The sequence below is a fragment of the Streptomyces sp. NPDC050610 genome, from assembly GCF_040654875.1.
In the GTDB taxonomy this organism is placed as follows: domain Bacteria; phylum Actinomycetota; class Actinomycetes; order Streptomycetales; family Streptomycetaceae; genus Streptomyces.
The window spans coordinates 121,753-146,573 of record NZ_JBFAIV010000012.1 but is presented as its reverse complement, the minus strand read 5'-3'; the positions used below and the strand labels follow the sequence as shown (position 1 = coordinate 146,573).

18 protein-coding genes are annotated in these 24,821 nt (G+C 70.9%); 9 read left to right on the top strand and 9 right to left on the bottom strand.

The window, feature by feature from the left end:
* Window positions 1-111: 111 nt before the first annotated feature.
* Window positions 112-1,698: a glutamine-hydrolyzing GMP synthase gene (gene guaA / locus AB0I22_RS17400; protein ID WP_363131640.1), complete on the bottom strand. Its 1,587-nt coding sequence runs from the start codon at window positions 1,696-1,698 to the stop codon at window positions 112-114.
* A 270-nt stretch (window positions 1,699-1,968) separates the two neighbouring features.
* On the opposite strand from guaA, the gene AB0I22_RS17395 reads away from it, so the two are divergent.
* A complete protein-coding gene (locus tag AB0I22_RS17395) occupies window positions 1,969-2,256 on the top strand; it encodes a chorismate mutase (protein ID WP_363131639.1) in 288 nt (95 codons plus the stop codon).
* 610 nt (window positions 2,257-2,866) lie between these two features.
* On the opposite strand, the gene AB0I22_RS17390 is transcribed toward AB0I22_RS17395, so the two are convergent.
* From AB0I22_RS17390 to AB0I22_RS17375, 4 genes are all read right to left on the bottom strand, one after another.
* Complete coding sequence (locus AB0I22_RS17390) at window positions 2,867-4,657, bottom strand: GMC family oxidoreductase (protein ID WP_363131638.1); 1,791 nt, start codon at window positions 4,655-4,657, stop codon at window positions 2,867-2,869.
* A 54-nt stretch (window positions 4,658-4,711) separates the two neighbouring features.
* A complete protein-coding gene (locus AB0I22_RS17385; RefSeq protein ID WP_363131637.1) occupies window positions 4,712-6,334 on the bottom strand; it encodes a succinic semialdehyde dehydrogenase in 1,623 nt (540 codons plus the stop codon).
* Between the two features lie 154 nt (window positions 6,335-6,488).
* Window positions 6,489-8,273 (bottom strand): serine/threonine-protein kinase, encoded by a 1,785-nt coding sequence (locus AB0I22_RS17380; protein ID WP_363131636.1) that lies wholly within the window; start codon window positions 8,271-8,273, stop codon window positions 6,489-6,491.
* 145 nt (window positions 8,274-8,418) lie between these two features.
* Window positions 8,419-8,880, bottom strand: coding sequence for a nuclear transport factor 2 family protein (locus tag AB0I22_RS17375; RefSeq protein WP_363131635.1), 462 nt, complete (start codon window positions 8,878-8,880; stop codon window positions 8,419-8,421).
* Between the two features lie 1,408 nt (window positions 8,881-10,288).
* Here AB0I22_RS17375 and AB0I22_RS17370 point away from each other — a divergent pair.
* The 6 genes from AB0I22_RS17370 to AB0I22_RS17345 all read left to right on the top strand — a co-directional run bounded on the left by AB0I22_RS17370 (window position 10,289) and on the right by AB0I22_RS17345 (window position 16,806).
* Complete coding sequence (locus AB0I22_RS17370) at window positions 10,289-11,329, top strand: hypothetical protein (RefSeq protein WP_363131634.1); 1,041 nt, start codon at window positions 10,289-10,291, stop codon at window positions 11,327-11,329.
* Window positions 11,330-11,333: 4 nt separating this feature from the next.
* Entirely contained in the window at window positions 11,334-12,206 is an 873-nt protein-coding gene (locus tag AB0I22_RS17365; protein ID WP_363131633.1) for a fumarylacetoacetate hydrolase family protein, read from the top strand.
* Between the two features lie 27 nt (window positions 12,207-12,233).
* Window positions 12,234-13,058 (top strand): phytanoyl-CoA dioxygenase family protein, encoded by an 825-nt coding sequence (locus AB0I22_RS17360; protein ID WP_363131632.1) that lies wholly within the window; start codon window positions 12,234-12,236, stop codon window positions 13,056-13,058.
* On the top strand, window positions 13,058-14,779 hold the full coding sequence (locus AB0I22_RS17355) for a thiamine pyrophosphate-dependent enzyme (RefSeq protein WP_363131631.1): 1,722 nt from the start codon (window positions 13,058-13,060) through the stop codon (window positions 14,777-14,779). The genes AB0I22_RS17360 and AB0I22_RS17355 overlap by 1 nt, the downstream gene beginning before the upstream one ends.
* Window positions 14,780-14,843: 64 nt before the next feature.
* Window positions 14,844-16,043 carry an MFS transporter gene (locus AB0I22_RS17350; protein WP_363131630.1) on the top strand — a complete coding sequence of 400 codons (1,200 nt, stop codon included), beginning with the start codon at window positions 14,844-14,846 and terminating at the stop codon, window positions 16,041-16,043.
* Window positions 16,036-16,806, top strand: a complete 771-nt coding sequence (locus AB0I22_RS17345) for an SDR family oxidoreductase (protein WP_363131629.1) — start codon at window positions 16,036-16,038, stop codon at window positions 16,804-16,806. Before AB0I22_RS17350 ends, AB0I22_RS17345 begins: the two co-directional genes overlap by 8 nt.
* A gap of 61 nt (window positions 16,807-16,867) precedes the next feature.
* Here the strand turns inward: AB0I22_RS17345 and AB0I22_RS17340 are convergent, their stop codons facing one another.
* On the bottom strand, window positions 16,868-18,337 hold the full coding sequence (locus tag AB0I22_RS17340; protein ID WP_363131628.1) for an MFS transporter: 1,470 nt from the start codon (window positions 18,335-18,337) through the stop codon (window positions 16,868-16,870).
* Between the two features lie 178 nt (window positions 18,338-18,515).
* Between AB0I22_RS17340 and AB0I22_RS17335 the strand changes: the two genes are divergently transcribed.
* The gene (locus tag AB0I22_RS17335; protein WP_363131627.1) at window positions 18,516-19,250 is read left to right on the top strand and encodes a TetR/AcrR family transcriptional regulator; all 735 of its coding nucleotides are present in this window, start codon (window positions 18,516-18,518) and stop codon (window positions 19,248-19,250) included.
* On the opposite strand, the gene AB0I22_RS17330 is transcribed toward AB0I22_RS17335, so the two are convergent.
* Window positions 19,247-20,566, bottom strand: coding sequence for a M64 family metallopeptidase (locus AB0I22_RS17330; protein WP_363131626.1), 1,320 nt, complete (start codon window positions 20,564-20,566; stop codon window positions 19,247-19,249). The two genes, AB0I22_RS17335 and AB0I22_RS17330, sit on opposite strands and share 4 nt — an antisense overlap.
* 358 nt (window positions 20,567-20,924) lie before the next feature.
* Window positions 20,925-22,247, bottom strand: a complete 1,323-nt coding sequence (locus AB0I22_RS17325) for an alpha/beta fold hydrolase (RefSeq protein WP_363131625.1) — start codon at window positions 22,245-22,247, stop codon at window positions 20,925-20,927.
* An 84-nt stretch (window positions 22,248-22,331) separates the two neighbouring features.
* Between AB0I22_RS17325 and AB0I22_RS17320 the strand changes: the two genes are divergently transcribed.
* A complete protein-coding gene (locus tag AB0I22_RS17320) occupies window positions 22,332-23,702 on the top strand; it encodes a helix-turn-helix transcriptional regulator (RefSeq protein WP_363131624.1) in 1,371 nt (456 codons plus the stop codon).
* 37 nt (window positions 23,703-23,739) lie between these two features.
* On the opposite strand, the gene AB0I22_RS17315 is transcribed toward AB0I22_RS17320, so the two are convergent.
* Window positions 23,740-24,645 (bottom strand): DUF4344 domain-containing metallopeptidase, encoded by a 906-nt coding sequence (locus tag AB0I22_RS17315; RefSeq protein ID WP_363131623.1) that lies wholly within the window; start codon window positions 24,643-24,645, stop codon window positions 23,740-23,742.
* Window positions 24,646-24,821: the final 176 nt, after the last annotated feature.

The following is a 24,821-nucleotide window of genomic DNA, read 5'->3' as shown; positions in this document are numbered from 1 at the left end:
TCCCATGCGACAGAGTCTCGCCTGTACAGGCAGCGTACCCACGGGGTACGACAACGCCGCCGCCCAAACGAATGAGCGACGGCGTCGGCGTTGACCTCTACGTGCGGGAGGTCACTCCCACTCGATGGTGCCGGGGGGCTTGCTCGTGATGTCGAGGACGACTCGGTTGACCTCGTCGACCTCGTTGGTGATGCGGGTCGAGATCTTGCCCAGCACGTCGTACGGCAGGCGCGACCAGTCCGCCGTCATGGCGTCCTCGGAGGAGACCGGGCGCAGCACGATGGGGTGGCCGTAGGTGCGGCCGTCGCCCTGGACGCCGACGGAGCGGACGTCCGCGAGGAGGACGACGGGGCACTGCCAGATCTCGCGGTCGAGGCCGGCCGCCGAGAGCTCCTGGCGGGCGATGGCGTCGGCCTCGCGCAGCAGGTCCAGGCGCTCCTTGGTGACCTCGCCGACGATGCGGATGCCGAGGCCGGGGCCGGGGAAGGGCTGGCGCTGGACGATGGCGTCGGGCAGGCCCAGCTCGGTGCCGACCATGCGGACCTCGTCCTTGAAGAGGTGCCGCAGCGGTTCGATGAGCTCGAACTCCAGGTCCTCGGGGAGGCCGCCCACGTTGTGGTGGGACTTGATGTTGGCGGTGCCGGTGCCGCCGCCGGATTCGACGACGTCCGGGTAGAGCGTGCCCTGGACGAGGAAGGCGACGTCCTCGCCGGCCGCGCCCGCCTCGGCGACGAGCTCGGCCTGGGCCTGCTCGAAGACGCGGATGAACTCGCGGCCGATGATCTTCCGCTTCTGCTCGGGGTCGCTGACCCCGGCGAGCGCGGTGAGGAACCGCTCCTCAGCGTCGACGACCTTCAGCTGCACGCCGGTGGCCGCCACGAAGTCCTTCTCGACCTGCTCCGTCTCGCCCTTGCGCTGGAGCCCGTGGTCGACGTAGACACAGGTCAGCTGGGAGCCGATGGCCCGCTGGACGAGCGCCGCGGCGACCGAGGAGTCGACGCCGCCGGACAGGCCGCAGATCGCGCGCTTGGCGCCGACCTGCTCGCGGATCGCGGCGACCTGCTCGTCGACGACGTTGGTGGTCGTCCAGGTGGGCTCGATGCCCGCGCCGCGGTAGAGGAAGTGCTCCAGGACCTGCTGGCCGTGGGTGGAGTGCATGACCTCGGGGTGGTACTGCACGCCGTACAGCTTGAGGTCGTCGTTCTCGAAGGCGGCGACCGGCACGACGTCCGTGGACGCGGTGACCGTGAAGCCCTCGGGGGCGGCGGAGCAGGCGTCGCCGTGGGACATCCATACGGGCTGCTCGGCGGGGGTGCCCTCGAAGAGGGTGGAGCCGGGGCGGGAGACCGACAGCGGCGTACGGCCGTACTCGCGGGCTCCGGTGTTGTCGACGGTGCCGCCGAGGGCCACGGCCATCAGCTGGAAGCCGTAGCACATGCCGAAGACCGGGACCCCGGCCTCGAAGAGCGAGCGGTCGACGGTCGGGGCGCCTTCGGCGTAGACCGAGGAGGGGCCGCCGGAGAGGATGATCGCCTTGGGGTTCTTGGCGAGCATCTCGGCCACCGGCATGGTGGAGGGGACGATCTCGCTGTAGACCCGGGCCTCTCGGACGCGACGGGCGATGAGCTGGGCGTACTGCGCGCCGAAGTCGACGACCAGGACGGTGTCGGGGGCGGCAGCAGGGGACGCTGAGGGCACTTCGGCGGCCTTCCGGCGGTGGAACGGGGGGTTGGACTTTCGATTCTAACGGGCACATACTGAGCCCCATGTTCACGCACTCGACCTTCGTCTTTACCTATGGCACCGGCCCGTCCGGCTGCCATGGTCGTGCTGCTTGATCCACAAGCGACTTCCCAGGCGCCCCGGGCCGACAGGCCCGGGGCGTTCTGCGTTCGCTCGCCGAGAGTTCCGGGTCCGATCAGAGTGATCGTCGGCTCCGGGGGCCCAGACCCCCAGGAGATACACGTGATGACCGAGACCACCGCCGCCGACACCGGGGCCCGTACCGACGAGGCCGCCTCCGTGATCGTCGGGGCGCGGGAGCGGATCGACGATCTGGACGGGCGGATCATCGGGCTCGTACAGGAACGGATGGCCACCTCGGCCGTCATCCAGCGCGAGCGCATCGCCTCCGGCGGCCGCCGCGTGAACCTCTCCCGCGAGATGGAGATCCTGGGCCACTACAGCGACCAGCTCGGCCGGCCCGGCACGGCGCTGGCGATGACGCTGCTGGAGCTGTGCCGGGGCCGCGTCTGAGGCGGCCGGCGCCGGGTGCGCGCCGGGTCCGCGGGCCTGTGTTCGGGGGCCGTCACCCGTACGGCGCGTGACCGGCCGCCGACGGCCTTCGTTGGACCTGGTGTCCGCGCCAGCCAGGAGCGGCCCACTTGAAATCCACGCGTGGTTTCCGCCCCTGTCCTTTGGGCGCCCTTCACGACAGGGCGGAGCCACCGGAGCGTGTGACGTACGAGTGCGTACGTCGTGGGACCTCGCTCCGGTGGTCCGGTGACCGGTCAGCAGGGGACAGCAGCCCGGTCACCACACACTGGACGGTCGGTTCTGGGGACGCCCGGGACCGACCGTATCCGGTCGAAACGGTTGCGTGCGGCGCGGCGCATCCAGCACGATGCATCCAAGGCGCGAAGAGCGGCACACCCCGTCGCGGCGCACCGCCAATGGTCCCGACCAGTGGGCCGCTTTCAGCCCGTGCACACCCCATAGCCAGCGGCGCTCCCCCCGGCGCCGCCCCTCGGCACCGGCGCTGCCCTGACGCCGGAGCCGACAGCCTAGGGCCCCGAGGCAGGCCGCCCCGCCCCCGCGAGCGGCCTCCCGGGGCCCTTCGCTCTCTCCCCCGCCGCCCGGGACGTGATCAGTCCGCGGGCTTCGGCGGCACGGCGGGCACCGGCAGGAACGGCAGGGTCAGCGCCGCGTACGCCTCCTTCGGCACGGCCGGGCCGCGCGGCTCGACGGCGGGCAGCCGCTCGTACGCGGCGCCCTGCGGAGGACGGGTGTCCGCATCGCCCTTGTTCGGCCAGAACGACATGGCGCGTTCCGCTTGGGCGGTGATCGTCAGGGACGGGTTGACGCCGAGGTTCGCGGAGACGGCCGCGCCGTCGACGACGTGGATGCCGGGGTGCCCGTACAGTCGGTGGTACGGGTCGATGACGCCGTGGTCCGCGTCCGCGCCGATCGGGCAGCCGCCGAGGAAGTGCGCGGTCAGCGGCGTGCCCATCAGCTCTCCGACATTGCTGCCGGCGAAGCCGCCGATCTCCTCCGCGATGAGGGACGCGGCCCGGGTCGCCTCGGGGATGTGGTCGGGGTTGGGCGCGCCGTGGCCCTGGCGGGCGGTGAGGAGGCCCTTGCCGATGCCCTTCGGCTTGCGGTAGGTGGTCAGGGAGTTGTCCAGGGACTGCATGACCAGGCCGATGATGGTCCGCTCGGACCAGCGATGGTTGGAGAGGGAGCGGAGCAGCAGCAGGGGGTGCCGGGCGCACCGGGCGGCGTAGGCGAGGGCTTTGGGGGCGCGGCTGTCGTGCGGGACCTGGAGGATGGTGAGGGCGCCCATCGAGTTGGACCCCTTGCCGTACCGCACGGGCTCGATGTGGGTGTTCTCGTCCGGGTGCACGGACGAGGTGATGGCGACGCCCTGGGTGAAGTCGGCCTTGGGCGCGCCGTGTGCCTTGCGGTAGCGGCGGTTGTCGGTCTGGGCGCCGACCAGGGCCTCGGAGTTGGTGCGGGTGAGGTGGCCGAGGCGCGGCGAGAGGCCCGGCAGCAGGCCCTTGTCCCGCATGGTGTGCAGCAGGGTCTGGGTGCCGTAGGTGCCGGCGGCGATGACGACCTGTCCGGCGCGGAACACCGTGGCCTTGCCCGTGCGCCGGTCGTCGGTGGGGCGGGTCGCGACCTGGTAGCCGCCCGCCGGGTCCTCACGGACGGCCACGACGGAGGTCATGGGGTGGATGACGGCGCCGGCCCGCTCCGCGAGGTGGAGGTAGTTCTCGTTGAGGGTGTTCTTCGCGCCGTGGCGGCAGCCGGTCATGCATTCGCCGCACTCGGTGCACGCCTTACGGGCGGGGCCCGCGCCGCCGAAGTACGGGTCGGGGACCTCGCGGCCGGGCGCGGCCCGTACCTCGCCGCCCGCGTCGTCGCCGTCGCCGAAGAACACCCCGACGGACGCCATGTGGAAGGTGTCGCCCACGCCCATCTTCTCGGCAGCGGCCTTGAGGTGGACGTCGGAGGGGGTCATGGTCTTGTTGAGGCGGGCGCCGAGCATGCGCTGGGCCTGGTCGTAGTAGGGCGCCAACTCCTGCTGCCAGTCGGTTATATGCGCCCACTGCGGGTCGTCGAAGAAGGGCTTCGGCGGTACGTAGAGGGTGTTGGCGTAGTTGAGCGAGCCGCCGCCGACGCCGGCCCCGGCGAGGACCATCACCTTGCCGAGGAGGTGGACGCGCTGAATGCCGTAGAGGCCGAGCGCGGGGGCCCACAGGTAGTTGCGAAGGTCCCAGGAGTTCTTGGGAAGGGTGTCGCGGGTGAAGCGGCGGCCCGCCTCCAGGACGCCCACCCGGTAGCCCTTCTCGGTCAGGCGCAGGGCGGTCACCGACCCGCCGAACCCCGAGCCGACGACGATCACGTCGTAGTCGTGGACGCACTTCTCCCGTGACACTGGCTCTCCTTGAGATCGGTGGGGTTGGCGGACCGGCCCGAGCGGCGCGGCCGGTCAGCGGAGGCGGAGCGCCTTCATCACGCGCAGGCTGCGGGTCATCAGCCGCGCGTACTTCTCGTCGTCGAGGCCGAAGGCGGGGCCCAGCGGCATGATCCGCTGCTGCGCGACGGTCTGTGCCTCCGTGTACTTGAGGATGCCCTCGGAGCCGTGCCGGCGGCCGAGCCCGGAGTCGCCCATGCCGCCCATCGGCGACTGGACGCTGCCGTACGCGGCGGCGTACGCCTCGTTGACGTTGACCGTGCCGGCCCGCAGCCGGGCGGCGACGGCCCGGCCGCGCCGGCCGTCCTTGGACCAGATGCTGGCGTTGAGCCCGTACGGCGTGCCGTTGGCGCGCTCCACGGCCTCATTCTCGTCGGCGAAGCGGTAGACGGAGACGACGGGCCCGAAGGTCTCCTCCGTGCACACGGACATGGGGGGCTCGACGCCGTCGAGGATCGTCGGCTCGTAGAAGAGCGGGCCGACGTCGGGGCGGGCCCGGCCGCCCGCGACGAGCCGGGCGCCCTTGGCGACGGCCTCCTCGACGTGCCGGTCCACGGTCTCCAACTGCCGTTCGCCGACGAGCGATCCCATGTCCGCGCCGTAGGCGAGGGCCGCGCCGAGCCGCATCGCCTTGGTGCGGGCGGCGAAGCGTTCGAGGAACGCGTCGGCTATGGAGTCGTGGACGTACAGCCGCTCGATGGAGATGCACAGCTGCCCGGCGGAGGAGAAGCAGCCGCGGACGGCGCCCGCGGCTGCCTTGTCGAGGTCGGCGTCGTCGAGGACCAGCATGGCGTTCTTGCCGCCGAGTTCGAGGGAGACGCCGATGAGGCGGGCGGCGGCGCCCTGGGCGACCTCGCGGCCCGTACGGGTGGAGCCGGTGAAGGAGACGTAGTCGGCGTGGGCGACGACGGCGGGGCCGACGACGGGGCCCTCGCCGAGGACGACCTGCCAGACGGCGGCGGGCAGTCCGGCCTCGATGAGGAGGTCGCGGGCCCACAGGGCGGTGAGCGCCGTCTCGGTGTCGGGCTTCATGACGACGGCGTTGCCCGCGACGAAGGCGGGGAGGGCGTCGCTGACGGAGAGTTCGAGGGGGTAGTTCCAGGGGGCTATCTGCCCTATGACGCCGCGCGGCTGGCGCAGTTCGGTGACCTTGGTCAGCGTCGGGACGACCCCGGTGTGCGCCTTGGGGCGCAGGTAGGCGTGGGCGCGGCGGCCGTAGTGGCGGGCGGCGACGGCGACGCCCTGCACCTCCTCGTGCGCGTGCAGCCGCGTCTTGCCGGTCTCCAGCTGGATGAGGTCCAGGACCTCGGACTGGCGGCGCAGCACGAGGTCGTGGAAGCGCAGGAGGATCGCGGCGCGCTGCTGTACGGGCGTGGCGGCCCAGCCGCGCTGCGCCTCGCGGGCCCGCGCGAAGGCGTCGGCGACGTCGTCGGGGGTGGCCTCGGGCAGGTCGGCGAGCTTCTCCCCGGTGAAGGGGGTGTGGTTGGCGGTGGTGCCGCTGCCGATGACGCCGCGGGTCAGGCGGGCGACGAGGTCGGGGGTGACCACGTCGGCGGCGGTGCGCACGCCGGGGGCGGCGACGGGGTTGCCGCCGGTCGCGGTCGAACGGTCCTGTGGGCTGCCCTGCGAGTCCGTCATGCGGCGAGCGTATGACGGTGCGGGCGCTTTGGGTACCCGCCAGTAGCCAGTTTTCACCGGTCACACACAACTGCGCCAGTGATCGGTGGCGCGGATATGCGAACGCGCAGGTCAGGGGGTGCGGAAAGCGTTGTTGGCGCAGGGGCTCGGGGGCTCAGGGCGCCCAGTGCGCCGAGTCCGGTTCGGTCCGTACGAAGGTGTCCAGGGCGGTGTCGAAGTGGCGGCGGCCCGCGGCCGCCTCGCCGGCCGGGGAGGAGACCCACACGTCGTACATCTTGCCGCCCTCGTTCCACGTCAGGTCGTACGTGTGGCGGGGGCCCGCGTCCTCGTCGAAGCCGTTCCAGGTGAACTCCCACAGCGCCGCCGGGCGCCCGGCGCGCGAGAACCGCTCGACGCGGGCCGAGCGGTAGCCCGGATAGCGGCCCGCGCCCTCGGCGTGCGAGGTGCGCATCGCGCCCATCGGGCCCTCCGGGCGCTGGTCCTGGATGTGGACGCCGAGCCGGAACGCCTTGCCCGGCGCGTAGTAGAAGACGCGCGGCGGCTCGAACGAGCGGGTGAAGCCGTCGGGGACCGCGAGGGTGAACCCGGCCGGGTCGCGCACCATGTGGTAGCCGACGGGGACGGTGACGCGCGCGGAGGGGCCGGGCGCGAGCTCCGAGGCGGGCGGCTTCGAGTCGGACGGTTTCGAGTCTGAGGGCTTCGAGTCCGAGGGCTTCGAGGCGGGCGGTGTGGTGTGGCCCGTACGGTCGCCCGTGGGCTGTCCGGAGGTGCGCGTCGAGGTGCCGGCCGAGGGGGCGCCGGACGCGCTCCCCGACGTGCTGCCCGAGCCGCCGCCCTCGCCGCCGCCGAGCATCAGCGCGGCGAACCCCGCGCCCACCCCCGCCAGCGCGACGACCGCGACGGCCGCCATCAGCGCGACCCGGGCCCGGTTCGAGCGCGTCGCCTGCGCCGCCTCCGGCGACAGCGCCTCCGGGGACGCCGCCGGCAGACGCGGGAAAGACCGCCGGATCCGGGTGGCGGCGGAGGAGGACGCGACGGCGGACGGCGCCACGGGCACGGGGACGCCGGCCTGCGTCGGTGCGTACGGGCGTCCGAGCACCGGCATCCGGCCTGTCCGCAGATACGCGCGCAGCCGCCCCTCCGCCTCCTCCGCCCCCATTCTTCGCTCCGGGTCCCGCTCCAACAGGCCCCGCACGACGGGCAGCAACTCCCCCGCGGCGACGGGCGGCCGGATCTCGTCGTAGACCACGGCGTGCAGGATTCCGCCCAACGAGTCGCGCCGGAACGGCGATTCACCGCTCAGCGCCGCGCACAGCAGCACCCCCATCGACCACAGGTCGGACTGCGGGCCGGTCGTACGGCCGGACATCCGCTCCGGGGCCGTGTACTCCGGCGACCCCACGAAGGCGCCCGTCTCCGTGATCGTCGTGACCCCCGAGACCTGGGCGATCCCGAAGTCCGTCAACACGATGCGCCCGGTACCGGCTTCCATCAGCACATTGGGGGGTTTGATGTCGCGGTGCAGCACTCCTTGCGCGTGCGCGGCGCGCAGCGCCCCCAGCATCGCCACCCCGATCCGCGCCGCCTCCCGCGCCCCGACGGGCCCGTCCGCGGCCAGCGCGTCGGCCAGCGACCGGCCGTCGACCAGCTCCATGACGATCCACGGCCGACCGTCCTCCTCGACCACGTCGTGCAGGACGATCACGTTCGGATGCTTGAGCTGCGCGACCGTACGGGCCTCCCGCAGCGTCCGCTGCCGCTGCTCGTCCGCCTGGGCGGCGGAGAGCGCATCGGTCAGATGCAGCTCCTTGACCGCGACTTCGCGCCGGAGCAACTCATCGGTGGCCCGCCAGACCGTCCCCATACCGCCCCGCCCGAGCCGCTCCCCGAGCCGGTAACGCCCGGCGAGCAGCCGACCGTCTCCACCGAAGGTCCCCATGGCCTCATCTTGCCCCACACTCCCGGCCGCGGGCGGGTACCGTACCGGACCGCTCCTGGCGGGTCGGGGGCGCGGCCCGCGCCGCGGAGGCGACGCGGGCCGCGGTCCTCAACGGGCTTCGGACGACGCGGACTTCGCACCCGACTCAGCGATCCCCGCGCGCCTCATCCGTATCGAATGCCTGGGCGACGGCGAGGCTGTCCTCGTACACGTGGTGGCGGACGATCAGGCCGTGTTCGACCGTGAGGTGCAGAGCGAACCGGGCGCGGTACGCGCGCCCGGTGGAGCGGGCGGTCTGGCGGATCTCGCCGAGTACGACCGCGTCGTCGCCGTCGACAAGGACGCGTTCGATCTCGGTGGCCGCGCCCTCGGGCACGTGGTGCTCCGCGAGTTCGCGGTAGTGGGCGGCGGCGTCGGCGCGGGTGACGCGGTGGCGGATCCACGGGGTGGCGGCGCGGCCGTGCTCGGCCTCCGGCCAGTCCAGCTTCCAGTCACTCCGCTCCGCGTAGAGTTCCGCGATCCGCTCGGGGTTCCCCTCGCCGATCCGGCGCAGCAGGTTCTCCACGACAGCGCGCGTGGTCGTGGGCGTGGGCGTGGCTGAGGACAAGGCTGACCCATCCGTTCCAGGACCCGCGCCCTTCTGACGCGGAGAGGACACCACCCTCACCGAAATCGAACGCTTGTGCAATCGCTTTACGGGCGTCCGTACGGGGCTCATGAGGCGGCCGAGGCGGCTTTCACCGCCGTCCGGAGACGGTCACCGTTCCGGGGCGCGGCGTCCGACCGCCTTGGCCTGGGCGACGGACTCTTCGACGGCCTCGCGGGCGTCGTCGGCTTCCTTGAGGTGGGCTGTGAGCCGGGTGCGCTGGATGGCGGATTCGGCGTCGAACCAGATGCGGGCGACCGCATGCCTCTTCCCCGCCGGCCCCCGTCGCCCCCCGTCGGCCGTCCGGACACTGTAGGCGCGGTGATCGCGGCGAACGACGGCCCGCCGGGAGCATGGCGGGAAGCAGCTCTCCGCGCGCCGAGGGCCGGCACATCCGCTCGGCGGCCCGTCACCCCGCACCGGAAATCATCTGCCGCGAAGATGCTTCGCGGCGCAAATCAACGGGAATCCCACCGCTGTTGAATCCCGAACGGACGCGCCGCCCGCAAGCCCATAGTTTGACAGGCCATCAGTCTTCTCGGGTCCGGCGCCCCGGACCGTCGGCGCATCGCCCGGAAGCCCATCCTAAATGCCCAGCAGTGGGGCGGACTTGGCGAATCAGACGACATCAGACAGACGGCGCGTTGACGGTTCAATTACGGCGTCGGACCGGCAATTCTGTACGGTCGGAAACGCGCATCCTGATGTTTTCAGAGTGGCCCACGTCACTTGATTCGGGAAGGGGCGCACTCCAACTTGCCTCAGTGGTAGGGACTTTGCTGCGGCATCGCGCTTGCGGCGCAAGGGCGGGCGGTCGGCATGTGCGTGAACTCCGGTCGACGCACGGCGTCTTGTGCGTCACACACCGTGTAAAGAAAGCCTCAAGAAACCTGAAAGTGGTTGCGGGCTACACCGGCACCTTGATTCAGTATGCATCGAGGTTGGCCGAGCGAGGCCGGCCGGCACGGTCCGCGCGCTTCATCAGCACCATGACAGTCGGGGGAAGACTGCTGTGAGCATGCCGCAAGCCCTGCACCGGAGCCTTGCCATGGGCTCCGACCCCGCCGACTCGGAATATGGGTCGGTAAAGGTCGCCATGGCGCATCTCCGACTCTCTTTCCCGTCCTCGAAATCGATGTAGTCATCGCGGCTCAATGTTACATTTAGCCGCATTCGAGGAGCATTTCATTTCGATCCGGCCCCCGTATCGGCCCGATGGAATCAGGCTGCCAGCGTCGCCCGCCTGTCATTTCCGTCCGCGCCGTCGCGGCCGCTTTCCGCTGCCTGCTCCACACTGCGTCACCCCTGTTCAACACCTGCACGATGCGCGCAAAACGTTCATCAATGGGAAATCAACAGGAGGAAAGTCATGCCAGTGAACAAGCATCGCACGCCCCCGCTCCCGCAACCGCCTCGGCACACCATCATGGACTGCACGGTGCGGGACGGCGCATACTCCGTTAATTTCCAGTTCGACATGCAGACCATCGAGACCATACTCGCGGCCGTCAGTTCGGCCGGGCTGGAATGGATCGAGGTCGGCCACGGGCTGGGCATCAAGGGAAATACAATCGCCGAGTCCAACATTTCCGATCGGGAGTGGTGCGATCTCGCCGCCCGGTTCCTGCCCGCGGACGCCAGTTGGGGCATGTTCGCGCAGGCCGCGGTCGCTTCCGTCGAGGATCTGGAGCCGCTGGCCGACGCCGGGATGAAGTTCACCCGCATCGGGGCCGACATGAAGGCGTACGAGCTCGTCTTCGACTATGTCGAGCGTGCCAAGGAGCTCGGGCTGACGGTCTTCGTCAATCTGATGAAGTCGCATGTGTGCGATGCCGAGGAGGCCGTGGAAATCGGCCGCCGGATCGAGAACTCCTGCGACCTCGACGGCCTGTACTTCGTCGATTCCGTGGGGCAGTTCCTGCCCGAGCGCACGGCGGAGCTCTTCGGCTCGGCGTCGCGTCAACTGAGGACGCCGCTGGGTTTCCACGGGCACAACAACCTGGGGCTGGCCAACGCCAATTCCATGGCCGCCGCGGAGAACGGCGCGTCGATCGTCGACTGCACGCTGGCGGGGCTCGGCCGGGACGCCGGGAACGCCGTGCTGGAGCAGATGGCCGCCGCGCTGGAACTGCGGGAGAACAAGCGCATCTACAACACGGACGCGCTCGCCTACACCAGTGAGTACTGCGTCTCCCGGCTGGAGACCCTCAAGACCGACCGTGAACTACAGGTGCTCGGCGCGCTGTACGGGCTGCATTCGAAGAACTTCCCCGCCATCTCCGACATGGCCGAGAAGTACTCGATCAGCCGGACCACGCTGATGGACGCGGTGAAGCCGCTGGCCTATCAGCAGGACCTCGGGCGCACCGACATCGAAGCCATTGCGAAGTCCTTCATGGAGACGGAGTAGGAATTTGAATATCAAGGTCTACCCGCACATTGTCGACCAGCAGCAGGACATCGTCCTGGAGGACCACGACGGCTACCAGGCGTCGGTGCGCCAGCTCGCCGGCGTACTGAACGAAACGCTGCCGATCGATGTCGCCCAGCTCATCTCGGGGCAGAAAATGCAGCGGCTGTCCGACGCGTTCCGGGAGCAGCGCGCCGCCGGCCATGAAGGCGTCAACGTCGGCAAGGCTTCCCTCCGCGACTCGCTGCTGCTGTCGTCCATACCGCAGATCTGGGGCGTGGGGCTCAACTTCGTGGCCCACGCGAAGGACCTGGAGGCCACCCAGCCCGCCTTTCCGGGCTCGTATCTGCGCCCGTACAGCTGCGTGATCGCCAATGGCGACGCCATCAAGATCCCCGCGCAGTCCTCCCGTGTCACCGCCGAGGCGGAGCTGGGGATCGTGCTGGGGAGGGATGCCAAGAACGTTCCCGCGGAATACGCCTTCGATTACATTCTCGGGTTCACCACCGTCATCGACATGACGGCCGAGGACGCCATCCGGGAGAACCTCCGGTACATCCCGTGGAGCAAGGGCTTCGACACGTTCGCCAGTATCGGCCCGAGCCTGGTGCTGTGCGATCAGGAGCAGGCCAAGGACCTTGAGGACATCCGCATCACCACCTACCTCAACGACGAGGTCGTGGCGCGCAATACCGCCGCCAATATGAAGCACAACCCGGCGAAGATCCTGGAGTACTTCTCCGCCGGCCGCACGCTCCCGGCCGGAACGGTCATCGCCACCGGCACGCCCGGCGCCGCGGTGATCTCGCCCGGCGACACCGTACGCGCCGAGGTCACCGGCATCGGTGTGCTGGAACACCCCGTCGAAGCAGCGTAGTCGCAGACATTCCAGGAAGGATCAGAAATGGTATTCGAGGCCGCGCACTTCGACCAGCTCGCCGAAGAGGGCTACTGCGTCATCGAGAACTACCTCGATCCCGAGACCGTGCGGAGCCTGCGGGGCGTGTCGGAGGAGATCCTCTCGAACGGCGTCGGCGGCACGATGCCGCCGAGCCTGTTCCTCCAGAGCCCCGAGCTCAAGGACGCGCTTTTCTCCGAGAAGTTCTACGAGATGGTGGCCGACCTCAACAACAAGGTCGGCTCCCTGCTGCTGTACCCGAACTTCACCATCCGCAAGGGGCTGGTGGTGGGCTGGCACATCGACGACCGCATGCTGTCGGTGCCCGTCAACAAGCCCGGTGATTTCCCCGCGATCCTGATGTTCAACATCTATCTCCAGGACAACGACCCCCTCAAGGGCGGCGGCATGGACATCGTCCAGTCGAGCCCGCTGCGTTCCCGCGAGGAGCGCGAGGGCCTCGTCAAGAACCACGAGTACACGCGGAAGAACACGGTGCGGAACAGGGCCGGGGATCTGGTGATCTTCGACTACCGCGCGGTGCACCGCGGCACCCAGCCGCAGGTCGAGAGCGATGTCGAGCGCCTCGCCCTGCAGTGGACCTTCTCCGTGGGCGGCGCGGTCACCCAGGACTATCTGCGGTATCTGCGGGCCCGGCTGACGGAGAAGCTGCACATCTCGGATTTCACCAGCCACAAGGCGAACAATTTCTTCGCCGACCTGCCCAACATCTCCCGCGAGCTGATCGAGGAGTCCTGCGGCAGGGCCGTCTTCACCGAAGGCATCGGGTACCGCGGCCTGTCCGACATCGTGGAACAGGAATCCCGCTGATGCCGAACGTGTCGCGCGTGATCCTCGATTCCCTCTGGGACGAAGGGGTTTCGGCCTTCTTCATGGTCCCGGGGAAGATGATCAACGCGTTCATGTCGAACTACCGGGCGGCGGACCCGGCGGGCCATCCCCGGATCTCGCCGGTGATCGCCGCCGCCGAAGGCGGGGCCGCGGCGATGGCCGACGGCTACGCCCGGGCGTCGGAGGGCACCGGCGTGGCGATCGCGCTGGACGGTCCGGGGGTGGCCAACGCCGTCGCGGGCCTGGTCAACGCCAACGCGGACCGCTCGCCCGTCACGCTGCTGTCGGGACATGTGCCGAGGGGATTCGACGCCCACGACGCCCTCCAGGACGTGACGCCCACGGGCCTGGACGTCGCGGCGATGCTGACGCCCGTCACGAGCTCGGCGCTCCAGGTGCGCAGCGCGCGGCACCCGATCCGGTACTGGAACATCACGCTGAGGAAACTGGTCGAGTGCCCGACCCGGCCGGTGTATCTGTCCTATGCCGCGGATGTGCTCGCCGCGGAGACGACGGAATCCGCCATCAGCGCGCGTGCCCTGTCGAATTCGCGCGTGCAGTGCGACCAGCGGGAGCTGGAGAGCGTCCTCGAAACGGTCAACTCCTCCGCGAGCATCGCCGTACTGGTGGGCTCGCACGCCAACAAGAAGGATGTGCGGCAGCTGCTGACCCGGCTGTCGGAATCCCACGACATCCTCGTCGGCTGCACCGTGGACGCCAAGGGCGCCTTCACCGAGAGCCACCCGAACAGTGTCGGCGTGTTCGGGTACTCCGGGAATCTGCGGGCCACCGAGCTGTTCACGGAACAGGCCCCGGAGACGGTGCTGTTGCTCGGGTGCCGGCCCACGCAGTGGAACACCAACGCGTACGACGCCCGGCTCTCCCGTGCCAAGAACGTCATCGAGGTGACCTCGGCCGTCGAGGACATCGGCAACTTCTCCCCGGGCTCCCGGACACTGCTCTGCGACGAGCTGCTGTTCCTGCGCCACTGGGAAGCCTCGCTGGCGGGGCATGGCGCGGCGGACGGCGCCAAGTTCGCCTGGAACGAGGAACTTCGGGAACGTACGGAGCGTATTCCGCTGTACGTGCCGCTTCCCGATGAGGACTCCGGCGCGATGCACCCCGGGCGTGCGGTGGAGTGCCTGAACAAGTGGCTGGGCGACCGTGCCTGTATCGCGGATTCGGGAAATCACCGGTCCTTCGCCACGCATTACTGGCAGACGCGTATCGACGCCGGCTTCTACTCCAGCACCACCATGGGCGTCATGGGCTGGGCGTTCGGCGCGGCGATCGGCGTCTCCTTCGCCCGGGAGGAACCGTGCCTCGTCATCACGGGGGACGGCTGCGCCCTCATGAGCGGCGCGGAGATCCAGACCGCCGTGCGATATCGCAGGAACATCATCTTCGCGATCTTCGACAACTCCGCCTACGGCGCGACGCATATGAACAACAGGCAGAACCTTCCGGAGCTGAGCGTGCTTCCGGACCACGACTGGGTGAAGTTCGCCGAGTCCCTCGGGGCGGAGGGGTTCAGGGCGACGACGCTCGAAGAGCTGGACACCGTAGTGCAGAAGATCAAGGGCAACGGCGGCGTCCAGGTACTGCACATAGCCGTCGACCGCGACGCCGCCACGCCGGCGCGGTCGTACCAGGAGAACCTGAAATCCTTCGCGCGGTCGAAGAGTGAACGTCATGCATGACTCGGCCCGTTCGGCGCGGGCCGAGATGCGCACCACAGAAATAACACAGAGGTAGGCGGCGGAGATGTCTGGTGCGAAGTTTACGAGCAACGAAGTGCGCGTACTTTGCTTCGCTTTTTTCAGTGTTGTCATCGGTCTGATGGCAGTAGATTTTTTCAACCCGTCGCTCCCGACCATCCAGAAGGATCTGGAAGTCGGGCAGGGCACCATGAAGAACCTCATCGTGTTCTACATGCTCGTGCTCGGCCTGGCCCAGTTCTTCTACGGGAGCCTCTCCGACGCCAAGGGCCGCAAGATAGCCCTGACCTCGGGGCTCGGCGTCGCCGCAGTGGGGCTCTTCCTGGGCTATCTCGCCCAGAACATCGTCGTGCTGGACATCTCCCGCGTGCTGACCGCCCTGGGCACAGCATCGTGCACCGTGATATCCCGAGCATTGATCGTGGACACCTTGCAGGAGCCCGGAAAGCTGCGCAAGGCGTTCTCCTATTTCTCGATGGCGAGTCAGCTGTCGCCGTCGCTGGCGCCGCTGATCGGCAGTTTCATCGGCATCCACTTCGGCTGGCACGTGCAGTTCCTGCTGTTCGCGGTGGCGGTGATCGCCGGGCTGGTGATGATCGCCGCGCTGATGCCGGAGACGCATCCGGCGCCGGCGGGCGGTCAGGCGAAGACCGGCAAGGTGGAGGCGTATACGAGCGTCCTCAAGAACGTCAACTTCACGTCGTACAGCATCGCTTCGGCGCTGATCTTCTCCTTCACCATCGCGTTCTACGCGACGGCGCCCTTCGCGTTCGACGCGCTGGGGGTCAGCCCGCTGGGCAACAGCCTCTTCTACATCCTGTATTCGGTGTCCATCATCTGCGGGTCCTTCTTCAACAGCTGGATCAGCTGGACGCCGAAGGACACGTATCTCCGCGGCCTCGTGGCCTATCTGGTGATATTCGTGGTCTCGGCCTTCGCGGACCTGGACAGCAGCCTGTGGAAGATCGGCCTGTTCTCGGTCGCGCTGGGTTTCACCTGCGGTGTGGTGGCCCCGCTCACCCTGACCCTGAGCATGACCATGGTGGAGAAGTCGCGCGGGGCGGCCAGCGCGGTGCAGGGCGCCATCAAGATGTTCTTCACCGGTCTGCTGCTGCTGGTCTTCGACAGCGTGCTCATCACCGGTTTCACCACCATCGTGCTGATCTTCCTCGGGTTCGCGGCCGTACTGCTGGCCCTGCACGTATTCACCACTGCCGCGAATCGAAAGGAGAAGGTCAGTGCGTGACAAGACGGCCCTGGTCCTCGGCGGGACCTCGGGTATCGGTCTGGGCATCGCGCGGAGTCTCGCCGCTCGGGGCACGGCGGTGACCATCGCCGGCCGCGACGCGGAACGGGCCGAGAAGACGGCGGCGGATATCGCGTCGCCGGCCGGCGCCCCCGCCGTCTCCGGGATCGCGCTCGACCTTTCCCGGCCGGACACCATCGCGGACGCCCTGTCGCTGTACGGCGGGAATTTCGACGTCGTCGTGCTCAACGGTCCGGGATACCGGCCCGGAAGGGTCACCGCCGCCACGTCCGACGATTTCGCCCAGGCGTACAGCTCGATGTTCCTATCCCTGCGGCAGGTGGTCGAATCGGTCGTCGGCACCATGCGGAAGAACCAGTGGGGCCGGCTGCTGTACGTGTCGTCGAGTTCGGTCATCGCGCCCATCGGCGAGCTGGCCGTCTCCTCGGTCGTCCGCTCCGCCGTGAATTCGTACCTGAAACTGCTGGCGAACGAGGTCGCGGCGAACGGGATCACCGTGAACTCGATCGTTCCCGGCCGTATCGACACCCCGCGCGTGCGGGCGGTCGACGCGGCGCGCGCCCGTGACCGGGGCGTCACCGCCGACGAGGTCCGGGCGGGCGCGGAAGGACTCATCCCGGCCGGCCGGTACGGAACGCCCGAGGACATGGGCGAGTTGGCGGCCTTCCTCTGCTCGGACGGGGCGGGCTATCTCACCGGCTCGACGTTCCGGTGCGACGGAGGAATGACCACCGCTCTGTAGACCTCACGGCACGAAAAGGCTCCCCGGTGCGGACAACCGCACCGGGGAGCCTTCTTTCGCGCTACGCCGCCGGGTGGCGCTCCTGGCGCCCCGGCAGCAGGAGGCTGCCGACGGCCGCGCACGCGGTGAACGCGGCGGCGACCAGCAGGGCGCGCCCGTACCCGGCGGTCAGGGCGGCGGCGGTGTCGTGCGGGTGGGACGCCAGGTGCGAGGCGGTCAGGTGGGACGCGATGGTGGCGAGGACCGCGAGGCCGATCGCGCCGCCCACCTGGCGGGAGGTGTTGACGAGGCCGGAGGCCAGGCCCGCCTCGGCGCGGGCGGTGCCGGTGGTCGCGGCGACCGTCGCGGGCATCATCGACAGGCCCATGCCGAGCGCGCAGAGCATCAGCGGCACCAGCACGTCCGTGGCGTAGCTGCCGTGCGCGCCGATGAACGACAGCCAGGCGAACCCGGCGGTGCTCAGGAGCATGCCGCCGACCAGCAGCGGGCGCGGCCCGACCCGGCCGATGAGCCGGGTGGCGAGCTGCGCGCCCACGATGACCGAGAAGGAGCCGGGCAGGAAGCTGAGCCCGGCCTGGATCGCGCTGAAGCCGAGGACCTGCTGGTGGTAGAGGGAGAGCAGGAACCACATCGAGAACATGGCCGCGCCCATGAGCAGCACCACGAGGTTGGAGGTGGCCAGGGTGCGGCGGCGCAGGATCGCGAGCGGCACCAGCGGGTGGGCGACCTTCGACTCGATGAGGACGAAGGCGGCGAGCAGGAGCACGGCGCCGCCGAGCGAGGCCCAGACCTCCGGGGCGCTCCAGTCGTGGCTCTCGGTCGAGATGATGCCGTAGACCAGGGCGGTCAGGCCGGCGGTGACGGAGACGGCGCCGGGTATGTCGAGGCGGCGGAGGCCGCCCCGGATGCCGGCGGCGGCCGGTACGTACGCGATGGCGGCGGCGATCAGGGCCACGCCGAGCGGCACGTTGACGAAGAAGACCCAGCGCCAGCCCGCGTACTGGGTGAGGATGCCGCCGATGACCGCGCCCGTCGCGCCGCCGGCCGCCATGACGGCGCTCCAGGCGCCCATGGCGCGGGTACGGGCCTTGGGCTCGGTGAACGTCGTCATGATCAGGGTGAGGGTGGCGGGCGCGAGGACCGCGCCGCCGACGCCCTGCGCCGCGCGGGCGGCGACCAGGGCCCCGCCGCTGCTCGCGACGCCGCAGACGAGCGAGGCGAGGGTGAACACGCCGAGCCCGGTGAGCAGCGCCTTCTTCGTGCCGACGAGGTCGGCGGCGCGACCGCCGAGCAGCAGCAGGCCGGCGAAGCCGAGGGTGTAGGCGTTGACGATCCACTGCTGGCCGGCGGGGGTCAGGTGCAGGGTGTCCCGCATCGAGGGGAGCGCGACGTTCACGATCGACACATCGAGGATGACCATGAACTGCGCCGCGCACGCGATGACGAGGATCGCCGTGGTCGGCAGCCGCTTCGGGGCGGGCGGGTGACCGGTGTCGGCACTCGTGACGGACGGGGCGGACGCGGTGGTCATGGCGGGGGCTCCTGGTGGTGCTGAGTGGTGCTGGACGGTGCGCGGCGGCGCGCGGAGGAGATGCGCGCGGCGGTGGCGCGCCGAGCCGTGTGCGGTGGCGCCGCCCCAACAGAAACTAGAGCAGCTCTAAAAATGTAGCACCTATATTTTCATTTCGGGGCCGGGCTACCCTGGACCCATGACGGAGCACACGCCCACCGCCGTAGCCGCCCACGACGCCGGGGCCGGAATCCGCCCCCGCAAACGGGAACGCACCCGCTGCGCCATCTACGACGCCGCCTTCCGGCTCTTCGCCGAGCAGGGCTTCGACTCCGTCACCCTCACCCGGATCGCGGCCGAGGCCGACGTCGCCCCCGCCACCGTCTTCACGCACTTCGCCTCGAAAGAGGACATCTTCTTCAGCCGCAGACAGGAATTCATCGCCAAGCTCCCCGACGCCGTCGCGGACGCCCCCACCGGCGCCGAACTCCTCGCGCGGCTGCGGGACTTCTACATCGACTCCTTCGAACTCGTGCTGTCCGACAAGTGGGCCGGCCGCGGCCGCGTCTTCGCCCGCATCCTGCTGGAGAGCGCCGCGCTGCGCCGCAGCTTCCTGCCGCTCCTGGAGCAGCGGAAGCTGCTGCTGACCGAGCACCTCGTCGAACGGGCCGGCGCGGCGGGCGCGGACCCCGTGCACCGGCAGGAGCTGACCCTCTTCGCGGCGCTCGTCGTCGCCGTGGGCAGCACCGCCTTCGACGTCCTGCACGGGGAGCTCGCGGCGGGCGAGCCGGTCGACCGCGTCCGGGAGGACGTCCACGACGTCCTCGACCGGGGCTTCCACCGGCTCACCCGCGCGTACGCCGACGGCGGCCTGCTGGAGGTGTGCACCGCCTCCGGAAAGGCCGCGCCCGACGGCCTCCCGGCCCGCGGCTAGCCGACGACCTGCCAGCTCAGCGACCCCGTGAGCAGCGCCCGCAGCGCCGGGTCCCGGACCGCGTCCGTACGGTCGGCGGCGCGGGCCGTGACGGTGTGCGGACGGCCGTCGGCGGGCAGTCCGAGCGCGCGCGGCACGACCGTCGCCGCGCCCCGTGCGGACCCGGCCTCGCGGCCGTCGACGTACCACCGGATACGCGCCGACGCCGGGGCCGAAACGGTGATGCCGCTCGTACGGGCCAGCGGCCGGCCGGTCGGCGTGGCGCTGCTCAGCACGGACGCGTGGCGGTGGAAGCCCGCGATCATCGCCTCGCGGCCGGGCAGGTTGAACTGCCGGCCGAGCGTCCGCATGATCGAGTTCTGGGTCGGGCGGTAGAGCCCGCGCTGGTAGTAGCCGCCGCCCTCGTACGCGCCGACCGTCCCGCCGTCCGGCGAGGTCTGGCCGAGCCAGCGGTACCACTTCTTGCGCTGGGAGCCCATCGGGCCGGCCGTGAGCTTGCTGATGTTGGCCTCGGCGGGCTCGGGCCCGGTATAGGTGCCGGGCTGCCCGTAGTCGTACTCGTCGGCGAGCTTGCCCAGCGAGTGGCCCGTCTCGTGGACGGCGATCTGGTCGGACTGGGCGTGGTCGGAGGACGCGGTGGCGATGCCGTCGTAACCGACCCGCGAACTGACGTCGTTGTACCCCGCGCCGCCGTACTTGGTGGAGTTGGAGAGCACCACCACCAGATCGGCGGCCGGGGCCTTGGCGGCGTACGACTCGACCTTGTTCGTGTTCACGCACAGCAGCCGCTCGGTGCCGCCGCAGAAGAAGGCCGAGCCGAGGGCGGTGTCCTTGACCACGCTGCTCACCGGGTCGCCGGAGACGCCGGACTGGCGGGAGACAGCGTCGACGGCCCAGACGTTGAAGAGGGTCTTGTACGAGGCGTAGGGCTCGACGGCGGAGATCTTCGCCCACTTGGCGCGGACGTCCGCGTGGAAGTCGCCCTGCTGCGCGGCGGTGTAACCGTCGCCGATGAAGACGACGTCGAGCTTGCTGCCCACGGGCCCGTTCCGCACGATCGAGGTGACGTCCCCGTCGGCGGCGATCGTCGACCGCTCCGCCCGGGAGAGCGGCTCCGCGGCGGGAACGGCGGTGTGCAGCGGGTGGCCGCCGGGACCGGTGAAGTACTCGACCCGGTCGACGGGCCGCGGACTCGGCGGCGGCGCCGAGCCGGGTCCGGCGGCGCTCGCCGCGGTCGTCGTCGTGGCGGCGGCGAGCGCCGCCGTGATGGCGACGCCCGCCGCTATGGCGCCGCGGAGGGATGTGCGTCTGCGCATGGTGTCCTCCCGAAGCCCGCCGCCTGCGCGGCGGGTCAAGCCGGATTAAGGCGCGGCTCAACGTAGGGGCTGTCGGGACGCCGGACAATGACTGTGACGGCAGTTGCTTACGGGACAGGGGCAGTTACGGCCATCGCCGCGGACGCCATCGCCGCGACGTCATCGAGGGCGGATGCGGCTGCGCGTCCGGTTCGTCCGGCCGCGTGCGGCGGTTCGCGTCACGAGCGGGGTGCGGCGGTTCGCGTCACGAGCGGGGTGGGGCGGTTCGCGTCACAGGCGAGGTGGGGCCCCTCGTCGTGGGCGAGCTGGGGGCGCCACGTCCCGTACGGACGCGCGCCCCGGCCGCGTACGCCTCCGGTCACGCCTCGTCCCGTACGAGCCTCAGCAGCCGGTCCACGACGGCGCCGTTCCCGGTCCGTACGCCGTCGTGCTCGAACTCGTCCGTGACCCAGGTGCGCAGCCCCCGGATCGCGCGGGCCGTGTGCAGCGAGTGCGCGGTGTCGACGTACAGGTCGTCGTGGTAGATCGCGGCGGCCACCGGCACCTCGTTGCGGGCGAGCTGGGCCGGGTCGTAGAGCGGGCCCCACCCCTCCCGCTCGGCGAGCAGTTCGGCGGTGCGGCGCAGCGGGCGCAGGGCGGGGTGGGTGCGGAGCATCCAGGGGTGCACCGTCTCGCCGGTGAACAGGAAGGGGTCGCCGGTCTCGAAATGCCGGTCGAATTCCGGGAATTCGCCCCTGACGCGCTCGGCCGCCCAGTGCGTGGCGCGCCCGTCCTGGGCATAACTGGCCTCATGGAGCAGCGCGTAGAGGGGGTTGGCGGCGTGCGAGAGGACGGCGGCGGCCTGTTCCCCGAATCCGTCGGACAGCCGGGGCCCGGCGGCGGTCGGCACGAACGCGGACTCCAGGAGGTAGTGCAGCCGGTGCGAGCCGTCGCCCGTGCCGAGGAGAATGCCGAGCTGCTGGAACGCCTCGGGCGTCAGGAGCGTGCCGTCGGCCAGCACCTCCTCGCGGTCCGCGAGGTGCTCGGCGATGCGGCGGGCGGCGGCCTCGTCCCTCGGGTAGCGGTCGTAGTGGGCGAGGGTCTTGCGCGCCATGCGGGGGTAGGCGGCGCGGTAGACGGCCGCCGCGTCGGCGTCGAGCCCCGGCAGCCCGCCGGTGATCAGCACCTCGGCGAGCCCCTCGGGCGCGTACGAGAGGTAGTTGACCGCGCAGAACCCGCCGAAGCTCTGGCCGAGCACGCTCCAGGGCCGGCCGCCGGCCAGCCGGGCGCGGACCAGTTCGCAGTCGCGGACGATCGCGTCGGCGCGGAAGTGCGCGAGGTAGTCCGCCTGTTTCTCGGGGGCGCCCCGGAGCGGCAGCGTCTGCCGGTCGGCGGGGGTGGAGCGGCCGGTGCCGCGCTGGTCGAGAAGGAGCACGCGGTAGTCGTCGAGGACCCGGCCGAGCCAGCCCGTACGGCCGACGGGGCGCGGCGCGGCACCGCCGGGGCCGCCCTGGAGGAACAGCAGCCAGGGCAGCTCCTCCTGGGCGCGGGAGGCCGCGACGACCTCGCGGGCGTAGAGCTCGATCCGTTCCCCGGCCGGGGCCTCGTGGTCGAGCGGCACGTCGAAGACGTGATCGGTGAGAACGAGACCGGGCTGGCGGACAGCGGTCTTCCCGGCGACGGCCTTCGGCATCTGTTCCATCCTCACTTCGGCGGGGCGCACAAGAGCGGGTAAAGGGTTCGATAACCCGACTTTCCTCAAGGCCCAACCTACCGAGGGGCAGCGGTGGCTCAGACGAACGACGACGGCGGACAGACGGATAGCCCGGCCGCCATAGGACGCCGCGTGCTGCGGCTGCGCACGGAACGCGGCCTCACCCGCCGCCGGCTCGCCGAACCCGCCTACACCGCGGCCTACGTCTCCACTCTCGAAGCCGGGAAGGTACGGCCCTCCGAGACCGCCCTGCGCTATCTCGCCGACCGCCTCGGCGTGGAGTACGAGGAGCTGGCCACCGGCCGGCCACCGCGCCCGGGAGCCGAGCTGCGGCTGCGGCTGACCGGCGCCCGCCGCGCGCTGGCCACCGGCGCCGCCGAGGACGCCCGCGCCCTGTTCCGGCCGCTGCGCGCGGAGGCCGCCGCGCTCGCGCTCGTACCGGAGGAGGCGGCGGCGCTGCTCGGCCTCGGCGACTGCGCGCTGGAGACCGGCCACCTCGCCGACGCCCGCGACCACTTCGCCGACGCCGAACGGCTGCTCGCCGACGAGCCCCTCCCCCGGCGCGCGACCGCGATCCGCGGCCGGGCCACCGCGCACCTCCTGGCCGGCGAACTGCGCTACGCCCGCCACCTCCTGGAGACCGCCGTCGACGAGCTGACCGCCTCCGGGGCGCACGACCCGGACGCCCTGCTGCTCCTCTGCACCGCCTCGATCGCCCCCTACATGGACATGGGGGCGCACGCCCGCGCGGCCCACGCCGCCGAACTGGCGCTGGCCCTCGCCCCGCGGGTCCGCGACCCGGAGCTGGTCGCCGGGATGCACCGCGGGGTGGCCCGTACGCTGCTCGCCGAGGGGCGCTCGGCGGAGGCCGGCGCCTCCCTCGGCAAGGCGCGGGCGCTCTACCAGCAGTTGCGGTTCCGCACCGACCTCGCCCACTGCCACTGGATGCTGGGATACGTGCACGCGCAGGACGGCGACCTGGAGCGGGCCGAGCACGAGCTGCGCACCGCGCGCTCCATGCTGGCCGCCAAGCGGGCGGCGCTGTTCGTGGTGCAGGTCGAGGTGGAGCTGGCCGACGTGCTGCGGCGGCGCGGCCGTCCGGGCGCTGCGGAGGCGCTGCTGCTGCCGCTCCTGGAGGTCGCGGAGCTGAACGCCGAGCGGGGCGCGGTGCACGCGGGCGGCGCGCACCGGCTGCTCGGCCTCATCGCGGAGGACCGCGGCGACACGGAGCACGCCGAGGAGCACTACTGCTCGGCCCTGTCGCTGCTGGAACGGACCGGGGCGGCGGGCGACCTGGCGGACCTGTGCCGGCTGCTGGGCGATCTGCTGCGCCGTACGGGCCGGGTGGAGGCGGCCCTGAACGCGTACCGCACGGGGCTGGGACACCGGGCCGCGCCCGGCACGACGACGCTGGGGCCTGCGCCGGCGGAGCCGTCGGCGTAGCGGGAACCGCCGGTACGGGGTCCGGAGGACGTGCTGGTCAGCGGCTCACCCGGTACGGCTTCAGGAGGGCGTCCCAGCCGCGGCGCAGGTCCTGGTACTCGCCTTCGCACAGTTCGGCGCGCTCCTTGGTGAGCGTTTCCCCGTCGACGAGCTTCTTGTGGCGGGCCGGAGCGGAGCCGTAGACGTAGCAGCGGTAGTTGGCGGCGCGGGCGGCGTCCGGGGAGTGCTCGTCGGAGAAGTCGACGTCCTCGGGGTCGGTGTCGCGCGCGTAGAGCGTGTAGCTCTCGGCGGCGTCGAGGATCGCCGCGACGCCGGAGGACCCCTCCGGGATGAGGCTGTACGCGGCGAACTGGTCGGCGACGTCCTCCTCGCGGCCCGTGACCGGCAGCCGGAGCTTGTCCTTCAGGGCGTGCGCGATCTCGTGGTAGAGGGTCTCGGTGAGCACCCCGGCGGTCTTGGCGTCGACGGCCCGGCGGCTGTCCCCGTCGTCGGCACCGTCGTCGGCGCCGTCCCCGAGCGCCTCCCCGAGCGCCTCCTCGAACATGCCGCGGATCTCCGCCACGGAGCCGTAGCAGATGACGATCCGGCCGGTCTCGGCGTCGTACACGTCCTGCTCGGAGTCGCCGCAGGACCTGGCGACGATCTTGACGTCCGCCGGCAGCCGCACCCGCTCGCCGACCGCCCGCGCGACCCGCTCCGGGATGCGCCGCTCCATGAGGAAGGCCCGCCCCTCGGCGCCGGCGCCGCCCTTGGCGGGCTCGTACGAGACGGGCAGGCCGCCGCTTGTGGGGGACGCGGCGGCCTGCGACTCGTCGCCGACACATGCCGTGGTGGCCCCGGCGCAGACGCCCATGACCGCCAGAGCCGCCGCGGTGCGCCCGAGGGCGCGGCGGCGCCGCCCGCGGTCGGACGGCCTGGAGCGGCCTCCGGCATGGTGCAGCATGGACAGCACTCTGCCGGAGGGTCCCCCGGCTGGGAATCCGCCGCGGGTCTTGGATCACCCCCGCCGATGGGCGGGGGTGCGCCGGTCCGCCGGTCCGCTTCGCGGGCGGGTACGGCAGGCTTGAGGCGGACGGCACGCGCGACAGAACACGCGACAGAACAGAGGCGAGGTAACGG

Bases quoted from the DNA above. Each gene is read 5' to 3' on its own strand.
- AB0I22_RS17380 (WP_363131636.1), bottom strand. From the start codon at position 8,273: ATGGGGACCTTCGGTGGAGACGGTCGGCTGCTCGCCGGGCGTTACCGG.
- AB0I22_RS17370 (WP_363131634.1), top strand. From the start codon at position 10,289: ATGCCAGTGAACAAGCATCGCACGCCCCCGCTCCCGCAACCGCCTCGG.
- AB0I22_RS17315 (WP_363131623.1), bottom strand. From the start codon at position 24,645: ATGCTGCACCATGCCGGAGGCCGCTCCAGGCCGTCCGACCGCGGGCGG.
- AB0I22_RS17385 (WP_363131637.1), bottom strand. From the start codon at position 6,334: ATGACGGACTCGCAGGGCAGCCCACAGGACCGTTCGACCGCGACCGGC.
- AB0I22_RS17350 (WP_363131630.1), top strand. From the start codon at position 14,844: ATGTCTGGTGCGAAGTTTACGAGCAACGAAGTGCGCGTACTTTGCTTC.
- AB0I22_RS17335 (WP_363131627.1), top strand. From the start codon at position 18,516: ATGACGGAGCACACGCCCACCGCCGTAGCCGCCCACGACGCCGGGGCC.
- AB0I22_RS17325 (WP_363131625.1), bottom strand. From the start codon at position 22,247: ATGGAACAGATGCCGAAGGCCGTCGCCGGGAAGACCGCTGTCCGCCAG.
- AB0I22_RS17360 (WP_363131632.1), top strand. From the start codon at position 12,234: ATGGTATTCGAGGCCGCGCACTTCGACCAGCTCGCCGAAGAGGGCTAC.
- AB0I22_RS17330 (WP_363131626.1), bottom strand. From the start codon at position 20,566: ATGCGCAGACGCACATCCCTCCGCGGCGCCATAGCGGCGGGCGTCGCC.
- AB0I22_RS17355 (WP_363131631.1), top strand. From the start codon at position 13,058: ATGCCGAACGTGTCGCGCGTGATCCTCGATTCCCTCTGGGACGAAGGG.
- AB0I22_RS17340 (WP_363131628.1), bottom strand. From the start codon at position 18,337: ATGACCACCGCGTCCGCCCCGTCCGTCACGAGTGCCGACACCGGTCAC.
- AB0I22_RS17395 (WP_363131639.1), top strand. From the start codon at position 1,969: ATGACCGAGACCACCGCCGCCGACACCGGGGCCCGTACCGACGAGGCC.